The organism is Salinibacter sp. 10B (assembly GCF_002954405.1).
Classification (GTDB): Bacteria; Bacteroidota; Rhodothermia; order Rhodothermales; family Salinibacteraceae; genus Salinibacter.
The window spans coordinates 685,846-699,418 of the sequence record NZ_MQWC01000004.1 but is presented as its reverse complement, the minus strand read 5'-3'; the positions used below and the strand labels follow the sequence as shown (position 1 = coordinate 699,418).

At 62.3% G+C, this 13,573-nt stretch carries 10 protein-coding genes; 6 read left to right on the top strand and 4 right to left on the bottom strand.

Features of this window, described 5'->3' with window-relative positions; genetic code table 11:
• A complete protein-coding gene (locus tag BSZ35_RS03140) occupies positions 1-462 on the top strand; it encodes a hypothetical protein (protein ID WP_105011089.1) in 462 nt (153 codons plus the stop codon).
• Positions 463-567: 105 nt separating this feature from the next.
• Here BSZ35_RS03140 and BSZ35_RS03135 read toward each other — a convergent pair whose 3' ends face one another.
• From BSZ35_RS03135 to BSZ35_RS03120, 4 genes are all read right to left on the bottom strand, one after another.
• Entirely contained in the window at positions 568-1,215 is a 648-nt protein-coding gene (locus BSZ35_RS03135) for a polysaccharide deacetylase family protein (RefSeq protein ID WP_105011088.1), read from the bottom strand.
• 208 nt (positions 1,216-1,423) lie between these two features.
• Positions 1,424-2,566, bottom strand: a complete 1,143-nt coding sequence (locus BSZ35_RS03130) for a glycosyltransferase (protein ID WP_219846573.1) — start codon at positions 2,564-2,566, stop codon at positions 1,424-1,426.
• A gap of 37 nt (positions 2,567-2,603) precedes the next feature.
• Positions 2,604-3,584, bottom strand: a complete 981-nt coding sequence (locus tag BSZ35_RS03125; protein ID WP_105011087.1) for a lysylphosphatidylglycerol synthase domain-containing protein — start codon at positions 3,582-3,584, stop codon at positions 2,604-2,606.
• Positions 3,585-3,638: 54 nt separating this feature from the next.
• Positions 3,639-4,892 (bottom strand): BamA/TamA family outer membrane protein, encoded by a 1,254-nt coding sequence (locus tag BSZ35_RS03120; protein WP_105011086.1) that lies wholly within the window; start codon positions 4,890-4,892, stop codon positions 3,639-3,641.
• Positions 4,893-4,995: 103 nt separating this feature from the next.
• Here BSZ35_RS03120 and purD point away from each other — a divergent pair, with 103 nt between their 5' ends.
• The 5 genes from purD (at position 4,996) to hprK (ending at position 13,192) form a co-directional block, all read left to right on the top strand.
• Complete coding sequence (gene purD / locus BSZ35_RS03115) at positions 4,996-6,288, top strand: phosphoribosylamine--glycine ligase (RefSeq protein ID WP_105011085.1); 1,293 nt, start codon at positions 4,996-4,998, stop codon at positions 6,286-6,288.
• Between the two features lie 112 nt (positions 6,289-6,400).
• Positions 6,401-7,300: an NHL repeat-containing protein gene (locus BSZ35_RS03110; protein WP_105011084.1), complete on the top strand. Its 900-nt coding sequence runs from the start codon at positions 6,401-6,403 to the stop codon at positions 7,298-7,300.
• Between the two features lie 176 nt (positions 7,301-7,476).
• The gene (locus BSZ35_RS03105; RefSeq protein WP_258096048.1) at positions 7,477-10,983 is read left to right on the top strand and encodes a hypothetical protein; all 3,507 of its coding nucleotides are present in this window, start codon (positions 7,477-7,479) and stop codon (positions 10,981-10,983) included.
• A gap of 110 nt (positions 10,984-11,093) precedes the next feature.
• A complete protein-coding gene (locus tag BSZ35_RS03100) occupies positions 11,094-12,089 on the top strand; it encodes a MoxR family ATPase (protein ID WP_105011083.1) in 996 nt (331 codons plus the stop codon).
• Positions 12,090-12,175: 86 nt separating this feature from the next.
• Positions 12,176-13,192 (top strand): HPr(Ser) kinase/phosphatase, encoded by a 1,017-nt coding sequence (gene hprK / locus BSZ35_RS03095; protein WP_105011082.1) that lies wholly within the window; start codon positions 12,176-12,178, stop codon positions 13,190-13,192.
• The last annotated feature ends 381 nt before the right edge of the window (positions 13,193-13,573 follow it).

Sequence of the window (13,573 nt, the reverse complement as noted above, 5' to 3'; positions counted from 1 at the left end):
ATGCTTGATCGGTTGCCCCGTGGATTCGTCAATCACATCGAGCTCTGGCTCAGTGCGGTCGCGCTCGTGCTTATTTTCGGCATTCCCGCCGTGGTGGGACCACAGGGTCTAGCGTTCTGGCGGCTGACGGCCATCATCGCGATTGCGGTGGGCACCATTCACGGCGTCATCTTCTGGGTGGTTCGGCGACGCCAGCGACAGATTCGTCGACAGTCCATCCAGCAGATTCAACAGATGCTTGCGGACGTGGTGAAGAACCGCCTGACGGCTATAGACATGTATTTGCCGGAAGAGGAAAATCCAGAGATGGTGCGGCGGGAGGTGGACGGCATTCGGACCTCCATTCGCGAGATTGCGACGCACGTGGACACCCTCTCCGAGGAGACGCTGGAGGACTGGGAGGAGAAGTACGACGCGGCGCTTCGGCAGACGGGGGAGCTGGAAGCAGTGGATAGCGGCTGAAAGGAGACCATCTGCCGTGGTTGAGAAGGGACTATCGCGTTTTGCGTATTTCGTATTCGGTAAGAAGCTTCGCTGGCGAGATACGCAATACGAGATCCGCAATAGTCAAAGTGCATCGAACCGCCATCCTCTTGTCGTCAGCGTGTCCAGAATTGTGTCGAGTGCCTGTGGCGTCACGTCCTGGCAGATGGGGTTGTCGTGCAGAACGATGACGGAGCCGGGGCGCACGTGGTTGATCACGAAGGACGAGACGCGGTCGGCAGTAGCGGTCTGGAGGTAGTCGCCCGGCATCACGTCCCACATCACCATTCGCTGGTTTTGGGCGGCGCACCACTCGCGCAGGAATCCGGTGGGGTGGCCGTAGGGGGGGCGAAGGGCACGCACCGGAGTGTGCACGAGGTCTTCCAAAATCTCGGTTGTGCGCTGCAGCTCGCGGGCCAACTTGTCCTGTGGCGTCGTCCAGGGATCGGAATGGCGGTAGGTGTGGTTGCCCACACGGTGCCCCTCGTCCACAATATCCTCTACGAGCTTGGGGTGCTGCTCGGCATGGTGGCCGAGGAGGAAGTGGGTCGCCTGGGCATTGTACTCTGACAGAGTATCGAGGAGGGCCCGTGTACACTCAGTCGTCGGGCCGTCGTCGAACGTGAGGTACGCTGTGGGCGCCTGAGCGTCTACGCGCCAGAGCATGTCGGGGAAGAAGCGATGGAACGGGCGCAGGCCATGGGTGGCAAGGTAGGGGACGAGGATTCTCATTTTATTGGGGAGAGGGATTCCATAACTGTTTGCGTGCGTCAACAGTGCCTGCTGGGATTACACGGTGTTCGACTGAGAGGGTGTGGGGCTGTGGAGGCTGTTTCACAAGGAAGGAGGTCGAGGGCAGGACGCCAATCGAGGGTTGGGGTTCTCAGTCGTCGAAAGGGAATAGCATCCAACCTTCAACTTTCGAACCTTCAACGACAAATTACTCCAACTCCCGACCCTTCCACTCCAGCGGCCCGAAGGTACCCACAATGCCCACGATCGGCACGGCGACCAGCAGCAGTAGCTCGGTGGGCACCGCGGAGCGGAGCAGGCCACGCTGTCCAAAATGCTTGGCTGGAGGCACGGCGAGCAGCGCATCGACCCCCATTTTTGCCAGAAAGACCGTGAGTACAGGTTCGCGCCAGGCCGGAAGGGCCAGTGCCGCCGCGCAGGCCAGGAAGAGAGCCACATGGGCTGCCCAGAGACCCACCACCATTAGTTTGGGCAACACAAAAGGATACCGGAGCCCCATGTGTGCCCATCGGGCCTGCTGGGCCAAGTATCCCGAAAATGAACTCGTCGGTGCCGTCGTGACCAGGGCGGCGGGATCGGGGTTGAAGGTGACGTCCCGCTCCGTGTCGTAGGCCACGTGTTGCAGCAGGAGCTCGTCCTGGGCAGCGCCGTTTGGGGCGGCGGCCAGAGCGTCAATGGCCTCGCGCCGGTACGCCACGTTGGCACTGTTGCAAAACGTGGGAAGGCCTATGCCCAGCGTGCCAGCCCCGTAGCCGATGAGTCCCATAAGTTCGAGGGCCTGAAGGCGGGGGAGGAAGCGATCGGCGTGCTCATAGGCCACCGGTCCGGCCACGAACGGCGTCTCCGGCGTGCAGCGTCGCACCATGGAGCGAATCCAGGTCGAGGGCACCGTGCAATCAGCGTCCGTCGTCAGAATGACGTCTCCGGTGGCGGCGTCTACGCCCGTCGCTACGGCTGCGGGTTTGTGGTTGCCATTTTCCGGTTGCTCGGCCGCCATTTTGACGAGCCGGACCGGATCGGCCGTGGCCGGCATGCCGGCCGGCTGTCGTTGGCGCACCCGCTCTGGGGTCCCATCCGTCGAGAAGTCGTCGACGACGATAATCTCGAGTTTGTCGTCGGGATAGTCGCAGGCCCGGAGGCTGTCGAGGCAGGTGTCGATGTCGTCGGCCTCGTTGCGGGCGGGGACAACGACGGACACCGACGGCCACTCATCCGGCGGAGCGGGGCCAGGGGCCCGCCTTACGCGCGCAAACCCCCACGCCGCCAGTCCGAGTTGCACCCCGTAAAGGGCAACCACGACAATCAACAAAGCGAGAATAGGCGTTGGCACAGAAGGCAAAAACGGGCCAGTGCGAGAGAAGGGTGACTTATCCGGATTCAGGGAGGACGGAGCAACGCCGGGTAATGGCGTCGTCCGAAGCGGAAGGCAGCGGAAGGCGGGCGACGAACGGGAGGCCAAGCAGGGCGGGCACGAGCACATTGATCGCAAAGAGCAAGAGAGCGGCGTTGAGGCCCGAAGCCGTACCCAAGCCAACCAGGGAGAAGAAAAAGACGGCGGCGCCTTCCCGGATCCCGAGGTCTAGCAGCGTAAGGGAGGGCAAGAGGTACTTGGCGTAGAACGTGAGACTCACAGCAATGGCGAGAGCTCCAACAGAAGCGGACGGCTGAAGGGCGAGACCCAGGCACACAAACTGGCCGGTAAACACGAGGTATCGCACCAACGACCCTAGTCCGACCGCGAGGCCTTGTCGTGGCGTCAGGCGCTCAAGCAGGATCGTGCGTTCCGTGAGCCGACTGTCGGGCAGGAGCCCCTGCGCCCAGCGGTGGCCCCAGGCCGGATTCAGAAGCACGGCGAGGAGTCCGCCCCCGGTGCCGAGGCCGATTCCCGCCGCTGCCAGCCACGAGAGAGACGAGGGCAGAAGGCCCAGCCCGATTGCGCCGATAACGGTCGCCAGCCCGACGATCACCCCTATCGCCATGTCCACCATGCGCTGGACAAATACAGTGAGTGAGATCGCCCATTGGTCGGCGTCCGGAAAGGCAAACGCCCGCCCTGCGTACTCCCCGAGCCGCGCCGGCGTCCAAAAGCCGAGTGCAAGGCCGCTCATAACTGCTTTTGCGATTGTGCGTGAGGGAAAGGAGCCATCCAGAGTCTTGAGAAGGCGGGTCCACACCCATCCGTCCAGGAAGAGGTTCAGCGGAAGCAAGAGCACCGCCGCTGCGATCCAGAAGCCACGGGCTTGATGGAGCGAGTCGAGCAGAACCGCTGGATCCACGGCCATCACGAGCGCCGTCATTCCTCCGAGAGTGAGGGACGATTTTAGCAGAATGCGCAGCCAGCGAGGCATGAGACGCGACGAGAATGAAAAAAGAACCGTGGAGGGAATGCTACAGAGCAGGCATCACCACAGATGACTGAGCGTGTGATGAGGCGGACGGAGGGCCTGTAACGACTGCAGGAACGAAAAGCGAACGCCGGAGACGCCGGAGGGGGTTACGCCAAGAGCAACCTCAAGGGTCACTCGTTCGCGAGCCGGGGCAAGGAATCGGAGGCCGGCGGAGGCGGCCGGCCGAAGCGGGCGGGCGTCTTCGTACGGGGGATCTTCTTCAAACGAGACGGACGGTGAAAACTGGGCGTCGAGATCGTCATACACGTTCGCAAGATGTACGCCCAGGTGTCCCTCGATTGCCGCAAAACCCAGGATGTGCTTCAGAGGAAACCGGTACAGGGCACTGCCCAGCAGCCGGTGCTTTCCGATGAATTGTCCCCGTGCGAGGCCAGGCACTTGCGAGCCTCCCAGTCGCGGCCGCATGTAGATCGGGACCGGATCGGAGCCTCTCGACTGCGTGATGATTCCGGAGCCCCGAATGGCCACCCGATGCAGGCCGCCGAGTGGAACGTATCCGTATGCGTCGAGCGCAAACTGATCGAAGCGGACCGATGCGGCACTGAGGGAAACGTACTGTGCCCAGGTGCCCTGAACCAACAGGCCGCGGGTAGTGTGGAGCGTTTGGTCACGAGTGTCGAACTGGAGGGCGAGGCCCGGGCGCATTCCGGTTTGCGGCGAGCGGAGGGAAGAGCGGAAGCTCGCGTGTCCGTCCGGGTGGGGGAGGGGGCTGGAGACGTTCTGGATGGTGTGATGCGAGACCGTAACGTGCGGCTGGATGAGGAGTTGGCGATCAAGAAACGCTTGACCCACGCGAATGCGGCCGTGGACAGAAGATCGTTCGATCGCAGGGCGTCTCTCGCCCCGGCCGGCTAGCCAGTCGCGGTTGGTATGAAGTCCGCGCACGTCGGTCAGTACGTACCGGTGGGCGCGGTTCGGATTGGCACTCGCAAACGAAAGGGTGGCCACCTGTTCGTGAAGGGCCGGAGCAGCCGTTACCAGCCACTGGTCGTCGTCTCGCGCAAGATTGTGCACGACCATTCCTACGCCAATGCCCGGGCCGGCACGAGGCCCCAGGAAATCAGCGAGGTACGCGCGAAAGTTGACGCTTGTTGTGTCGGGAGCTCCGGGGAAGTCGGCCTGACCGAGGGCAGGCGACGGCCAGAACAGCAGGCCGGTTACGAGCACCAGAAGGGCCAGCCGGACTGGGCGGCGATTGGGCCAGGCGAGAAAGGGGGACGAAAAGGGGGCCGAGGACGGCGTGTGCATCCGTGGACGTGGACGCCTATCTTGGGAACGAAATCCGCGGAGTGCTTTCACGCGGACGACTGCATTATAGTTGACACGTGCGCCACAATCATCCAAGATCTCCATGCGAATTCTCGTCATTGGAAGCGGCGGGCGCGAGCACGCCCTCGTTCAGGCACTTGCCCGGAGTCCCCACGCCGATGCGTTGTACGCTGCGCCCGGCAATCCGGGCACCGCTCAGCATGCCACCAACGTAGGAATTGCCTCCGACGATTTCGACGGACTGGTCGAGTTTGCTCGGACCGAAGATATTGATCTCACAATCGTGGGGCCTGAGCAGCCGCTCGTAGAGGGAATCGTAGACCGGTTTACGGAAGAAGGGCTCCGCATCATTGGTCCGAAAGCGGCGGCGGCTCGGCTCGAAGGCAGCAAGGCCTTTGCCGATCAGTTCATGGAGCGGCACGGCATTCCGACCGCCGACTTCCGCGTGTTTGACGCCGACGAGTACGACGAAGCGTCAAGCTATTTGGAGGAGGTCGGGGCCCCGATTGTCGTGAAGGCCGACGGACTGGCGGCCGGAAAGGGGGCGTTTGTTTGCAATACTCTGGAAGAGGCCCACCAGGCGCTCGACGAGATTGTGGACGACCGCGCCTTTGGAGCGGCGGGCGATCAAGTCGTGATTGAAGAGAAAATGGAAGGAGAGGAGGTCAGCATCTTTGCCCTCACGGATGGCTCACACTACGTCCTTCTTAGCCCGTCTCAGGACCACAAGCCGATTGGAGAGGGCGGGACGGGGCCGAATACGGGGGGCATGGGCGCCTTTAGTCCAGCCCCGATCGTGGACGGCCCGTTGCTCACGCGCATCTGTCGAGAGATTGTAGAGCCGACGCTGCAGGGGATGGAGGACGAAGGCACGCCCTACACCGGCGTGCTGTACTGCGGCCTCATGATTACGAAGGAGGGACCGAAAGTGGTCGAGTACAACTGCCGGTTGGGCGATCCAGAAGCACAGGTCGTGCTGCCGCTGGTGGAGAGTGATCTCGTGGAGGTCTTCGACCGTCTGGCCGACGGGGCACTGGAAACCGGCTCGCTTCGGGCCTCGTCCGGCGCAGCGGCCTGTGTGGTCCTCGCATCCGAAGGGTATCCCATCGACTACGACACTGGGGTTGAGATCACGGGCATTGACGACGCAGAGTCGCTGCCGGAGGTGTCCGTTCTCCATGCGGGCACGCGGCTTCGTCCCGATGGCGTCCTCGTCACGGACGGCGGGCGCGTACTCGGCGTTACGGCGCTTGGGACGGATCTACCGCAGGCCCTCGACCGCGCCTACGAGGGCGTGGAGGCCGTGCACTTCGACGGAAAGACGTTCCGGACCGACATAGGGGAGAAGGGAGTGCGGCACCTTTCGGAGGCGTAGATCATTCCCGTTTGGGCCCGGCATGCTCGAGGTGCACGCTGGTCCTGTTTGTCTTCACTAACGACCGATCGCCGACTGTACTTTGCAACCACACCTGCACCACGGATCCCGTATGACGCTAGTGCGATGGGGCATCCTTTTGCTTCTGCTCATGGGGCCGTGGACGGCGGTGTATGCACAAAATGAATCGAAGCCGACGGTTCTGGCTCGTTTTCAGGAGGCGGTCGCACTGGACGTAGACCCGAGGGGCCGTCTCTACGTGGCCGATGCTGGGCGCGACGTGGTGCAGATTCTTGACGCGGAAGGGACAGTCCACGCGACGCTCGGGCAGTCCGGGACCCGAGCAGGCGAGTTTGATGATCCAGTGGATCTGGATGCGACGAACGGGCAGACGCTTCTGGTGGCCGATGCCGGGAACGGGCGCATTCAGCGCTTCTCCTCCGAATGGCAGTATCTGGAGGCCCTGCCGGTCGGATCAACGTTTGGGGGCGAGTGGGGGCAGCGCGCCTTCGACGATGGGCGCGATGGATCCACCGTCCAGGGGCAGGGGCGGCCCCTCGCCGTGGCGAGCAGTGACGGCGACGAGACCTTCGTGATCGATGGGCGAGAGGGGGTGGTCGTGAAATTCGATGCTCAGCGCCGGGCCGAGCGAATTATTGGGAGTGGCATGGGCGGAGGTGGGCTGCAAGAGCCGGTGGCGCTCGCCCTCGACGGCGCTCGGCGGCTCTACGTTGCTGACGCCGAGCAGGAGGCCGTGCTCGCATACGATCTCTTCGGCACCTTCGTCGAACGGGTGGCTACGCCCTCTCTGCCGGGTATTCGGGCAGTATCGGTGCATCGAGAGCGGCTCTGGATCGTGTGTCCCGACCGGGTGATGATTTGGGATCCGGAGACCGAATCGACCACCGAGCATCCCATCTCTCTGGAGGCCCCGCTCGTGGATGTGGCCCGTCAGGGCGAGGATCTGTTTTTGCTCACGTCGAAGGAGATGTCTCGCCTTCCGCACCGGTGAGGCCGGGAGGGCGGAACGCCTGTGGGGGCGGTCGATGTTGATGTGGGGTCACAGAGGCTCTGCTTGCAGACCTCCCCCTTCGTCATTTCCGTTGCTCGCCCGTGCGCCTCGGTTTGCTTTTTGCCCGCATTGGAGCGTTGGGTCTCCTGGGAGGACTGCTGATTCACGGAGCCGTTATGGCGCAGGACTCGACGCTCGTGCTTGACGACGTGGGCGTACATCGGGACACGATCGATACCTTCCAGCCGCAGCCGTACACGCTTCGGCCCTTCATCGTCCCCGGCACCGAGACGATTTGGGTGGGGCCCACCCGCCTCGACACCACCGAATATCGTCTCGATGCCGACCAGGGGCGGCTCTGGATTCATCGGGACGACCTGATTGGGGCCCGCGATACGCTCTTCGCCGCCTACCGGACGCTTCCCTTTACGTTTGAGCCTGTCTATCGCCGCCGGGCTCCGGACTCTTCGGCGACGGAGGCGGGGACGGTGGCCGTCGTCGAAGAGGACTCCGTCGCTCATAGCGGATTTTCGCCGTTTGCGGGCGTGGACATTCAGCGGAGCGGTTCCATCTCGCGCGGCATCGTGAGTGGAACGAATCGGGACGCCAACATCGAATCGGGCATGCGGATGCAGTTAGAGGGGGAAGTGGCTGAGGGCGTACACATTCGGGCCCTATTGACCGACGAGAGTACGCCTATTCAGCCCGGGGGCAGCACCCAGCGCCTGCGCGATTTCGACCGCGTGTTTCTCGGCATTCAGACGCCACACGGCGACGCCCGTCTTGGGGACATCGACGTGGACCTTGGGGCCGGGACGTTCGGGCAGTTCAGCCAGAAGGTGCAGGGGGTGACCTTGGAGAGTGAAGGCCTTGGCGGCGACGTCGGCCTGACGAAGGGAACTGCAACGATGATGGGGGCAGTGAGCCGGGGCCAGTATCGCACGCAGGATATTGAACCGACCGATGGGGTTCAGGGGCCGTATCGTCTGCGAGGGCGCAACGGAGAAGACTACATTATCGTCATCGCTGGGTCGGAGCGCGTGTATCTCGACGGGGAACGGCTGGAGCGAGGGCGTTCGAACGATTATGTAATTGACTACACGCAGGGCGAGATCACGTTCACCTCGAACCGCCTGATCACCGACGATCGGCGCATTACGGTCGAGTTTCAGTACTCGACGACCCAGTTTACGCGGACGCTGCTCGGGGCTCAGGCCGAGGCAGGGGCCTGGCGAGACGAAAATGGCGAGTCCCGCATCTCTGTAGGCGCCAGCGTGCTTCGCAAGGCGGATGGACAGGACTTCCAGACGGCGTTTGACCTTTCCCGAGCGGATTCCCTTCGGCTCGTCCGGGCCGGAGACGAGCAGGCCGTCCGGAGTGGAGCGGAACGGGTTCCGTTCGACCCAGAGTCCCCTTTCGTACAGTACCGACGCGAGGAAGTCATGACGCCCGCCGGCGAGCAGGATACGGCGTTCGTGGCAATCGAAAAGCCTCCCCCCGAAGGCACGCCGGTCTTTCGGGTACGCTTCACGCGGGTTGGGGCCGGGGAAGGACGATACGAACGCGGCGGACGGGAGGTGAACGGCGTGGTTTACGAGTATCGAGGACCAGGACGGGGGGCGTATGAGCCGGTTCAGCCGCTTCCGGCCCCCACTCGGCAACGCCTCGTCGACCTGACGGGCTCGATTGAACCCGTTCCAGGACTTGAGATATTTGGGGAGTGGGCCCAGTCGCTCAACGACCAGAACCGCTTCTCGTCGCTTGATGCGAAGGACGATCGTGATCAATCGTATGTGACGGGCGCCCGGTTTGAGGAGGTGACACTTGATCTTGGATCGATTCCGGAGGCCCGCCTTTCGGGACAGGTGCGTCGGGAGGTCCGGGGGCGGTACTTTGAGACCTTCAACCAGACGCGGTCGGTGGAGTACGGGCGCCGATGGAATCTTTCGCGTCGTGGATCTGGATTGCCGGCGGGCCTCCGGGGCGTGGCTGATGAGACGCGGGACGAAGGGATGGTGCAACTGGCGGTGGGGGAATCCTCGATCGAAGCTGGTGGGGGGCGGCTTACCATCGGGTCGGCATTCGAGGCGTGGCGGCATCGAGAGGAGTTCGCCCTGCAGAGGCCGGGCTGGCCCCGGGTGGCTCTTCGTTCCGAGTACGTTCAAAGCACGAGTCGGGCCGGGGAGACGGAGGGAAGCTGGCTTCGGCAGCGGGCCACCATTCGGCAGCCGCTTTTCGATGACGCGTTCGAACCCCGCGTGAGCCTCGAACGTGAACAACGCCGACAGCGGACGCTCGGAACCGATAGTCTCACCCAAGACGCCTTTTCGATTCTAGAGGTGCGGCCCGGATTGTCGTACCGAGCCGGTGCCCTCACGACCACCGGCAGTGTGGAATACCAGACGGAGCGACGGGCGGGGGCAGGGCGGTTCCGCGATGCGTCGCAGGGGTGGACAGTGGAGTCGGAGACGACCTACGACCCTGAGGCGCCATACCGGGGGACGGTGCGCGGGGGATATCGGGTCCGACGGGTGACGGACTATTTTCGCCGGAACCGGCAGCGTGAGGACACCGAATCGTTGCTCCTCCGCCTTGAGGGGCAGGCGCGCCCCCTCGATCGGGCAATCCTGGTGAAAACCTTCTACGATGCCCTCACCAAGCGCACGCCCGTACTTCGGGAGACCTATATCCGCACCGGTCCCAATCTGGGCCAGTATGTGTGGCGCGATGCCAACGAGGATGGCGTGCAGCAGATTGATGAGTTTGTGCCGGAAACGACGCCGAATGAGGGGACCTACGTCCAGCGGTTTGTGCCGTCGGATTCACTAGAGTCGGTGATCGACTTGCAGGCGCGGACGCGTCTTTCACTACAGCCTGCCCGGATTTGGGACGACCCGGAGGTGTGGTGGAAACGGGCAGTCTCACAGGTGTCGACGCGCACCACCGTAGAGGTGCAGGAAAAAAGCCGGACGGAAGACGTGACGCAGATTTATGCGCTCAACCTTCGTCGTTTCCGACAGCCGGAGACCACCCTGAGTGGAGAGCTCCGGTTGGAGCAGGAGGTCGAGCTCTTTCGTCAGCGCCGCGCCTATGGATTGGAGGGGGCCTGGCGACAGGTTCGAGGTCTGAATGATCGGGCGGCTGGGGCAGAGAGTTCTTTTCTCAACCAGTGGGAGGCCGAGGGACGCCTGCGGCCGGCGGATCGATGGGCCGTGCGGCTGCGAGGTCGTCATGAAGTGGACCGCACACGCAGCGAGGCGTTCGCGGAGTCGCGAAGCTTCGACATCCGGACGCTTGAAGCTCGCCCGGGTCTTTCGTACCAGCCTGCCCGGGCGGTTACGCTCTCGCTGGCGGGGTCCTACGCCCAAAAGCGAGATCGGCGACAGGGCCGGCGGGCGCGTGTACTCAAGGTGCCGTTGGAGATCGAATGGAGTCGCGCTGGACGCCTGCGCCTCACGGGGACCTATGAGGTCGCCAGTGTGGAGTTGACTGGAGACGCCGTGGGGCTCGCACAATTCCAGCTCACGGATGGGCGGGGGGCAGGCACCTCGATGCTTTGGGGACTCCAGGGCCGGTACGTGATTACCGACAACCTCCGAGCATCGGTGAGCTACGATGGTCGCGCGCCCGCCAATGCCCCAACCATTCACACCGTCCGCGCCAAGCTGAGCGCCACCTTTTGATCTGAGGACGACGGAGCAGGAAACGAACAGTTGTCCTCAACCACTGGGGACTTCGTCCGTTACAGGCGTCGGATACGTGATTGCCTTCGACCCGTTTTCTCCATTGTCCTATGCCCGAACAGGACTTATCGGATGTCAAAGACCGGATTGCTACGGAGAGCGCCTTCGTAGACGACCTGCTGAATGAGATCGGCCGCGTGGTGGTGGGGCAGCAGTACATGATCGAGCGCCTGCTCATCGGGTTGCTGGCGGACGGCCATGTGCTACTGGAAGGCGTGCCGGGGCTGGCCAAGACGCTCACCGTCAGTGCCTTGTCGAAGGCCATCGGGACGGATTTTCAGCGCATCCAGTTTACGCCGGACCTGCTTCCCGCCGATCTGCTCGGGACGCTCGTTTACAACCAGAAGAAAGGGACATTTTCAATTAAGAAGGGGCCGATTTTCACCAACATCATCCTGGCCGACGAAATCAACCGTTCGCCGGCGAAGGTGCAGAGTGCCCTTCTGGAGAGCATGCAGGAACGGCAGGTGACGATCGGGGAGCGGACGTTTCCCCTCGATGATCCGTTTCTCGTGCTTGCGACCCAGAACCCGATCGAGCAGGAGGGCACCTATCCGTTGCCGGAGGCGCAGGTGGACCGGTTTATGCTTAAGATCGGGGTTGATTATCCGACACGGGACGAAGAGTTGGAGATCATGCGCCGGATGGCCCGAACGAGCGAGCGCCCAAGTGTCCGCTCTGTGGCGACCCCGGAACAAATCCTGCGGGCGCGGGACGTGATTAACGACCTCTACGTGGACGAGCGGGTCGAGCAGTACATTGTGGATCTCGTGCTGACGTCACGGGAGCCGGAGACGAAAGGACTGGATGACCTGGGGCCCCTCGTTGAGTACGGGGCGTCGCCGCGGGCGAGCATCAACCTCAACCTGGCCGCCCGTGCCCATGCCTTCCTGCAGCACCGCGCCTACGTAACCCCGGAGGACGTGCGGGCCGTAGCGATGGACGTGCTCCAGCACCGCATCGTAATTACCTACGAGGCGGAGGCGGAACAAGTGACCCCGGTAGATATAGTCGAGCGCATCTTGAATACGGTCGAAGTTCCGTAGACGCGTCGGGGGATCCTCCATCAGAGACGCCTGGGCCCGGGTGCCCCGGAGCGCTGTAAAATCTATTATCATTGTCCGGATTCCTTATGCGACGGCCTCAGAGCTTTCAGCAAGAGTCGATTTCCGTGGCGTTCATGATTCGCCAGATGCGGGAAACCGTAGGCGTAGAGATCGACCTGGTGAATTCGGAAGTGAACCCCGATCGGCGGGAAGTAACGGAGAGCAATCTCCATCGTCCGGGCCTCGCCCTCGCTGGGTACGTAGACCTCTTTACACACCAGCGCATCCAGATATTGGGCAATACCGAAAACCAGTATCTTGACCACCTCGATTCACCGGAGCGACGGGAGGCATTCAATAATCTTGTACAGTTTCCTGTGCCGTGCGTTATCGTAACGGATGGGAACGAACTCGACGAGGCGCTGGTGGCCATGGCCACGAACGAAGGAATTCCGGTGTACCGGTCGCCGGTTCCCACGGTCCGGTTCATGTCGCTCCTTCGCGGCTTCCTGTCCGATCAGTTTGCCCCACAGCGGGCCGTTCACGGATCCCTGGTGGATGTCTATGGGATTGGGCTCCTACTCATCGGCAAGTCTGGCATCGGCAAGAGCGAAGTAGCGCTTGATTTGGTAGAGCGGGGGCATCGCCTCGTTGCCGACGACGTGGTGATTGCCACAAAACGAGAAGAGTCGATTCTGATGGGGGCGGGGACTGAACTCGTACAGCACTTTATGGAGGTACGCGGCCTCGGCCTCGTAGACATACGGTCCATGTTTGGCATTCGGGCAATCCGGTTTCAGAAGCGCATTGAGGTCGTGGTCAACATGCAACTTTGGGACTCGGATGAGGAGTACACGCGGATCAACATGGTGGAGGATACCCACGACATTCTGGGGGTGGACTTGCCAATGGTGCAGGTGCCCATCACGCCGGGGAAGAACATTACCGTGATCTGCGAGGTGATTGCGATGAACTACCTTCTCCGCCACTACGGCTACGATCCAGCAGAGGTCTTTACCGAGCGGTTGCGACAGCGCATTCAACAGGAAGGGGCGCCCACGCCGCGTCGAGGGATTGAGTATTTTGAACAGGACTACGAGTAGTTGCTTCTGGTTGGGGCCAGTGGGTCCGTGGACCGTCAGCGGCAACTTCCCGTAGCAGGAGAGGAAAGAACGGACTGGAGGGACGTGGCTGTCATGAAGTTATCCTGACGGCACAGAGGATGGGCGAAATCGGCGCGAGAGGACCCATAATCTGGTATGACGATTGTGAAAGATTAGGCGCAAATGGGGTGAAATGAAGCAGAACAGACACGTTTTGTGGAAAATACGCCATCTACACCCCAGAGTCGCACGGAAACGGTTGAAATGCCTGCGACTCGGCACTATATTGCGCCGTGTCGTACACGAGCCTCAGAGGGCAAAAGCTCGGGCTTTTCCGTACGAGGATGTTGTAATGGAAGAAGGAAAAAAGAAGTAGTGTTG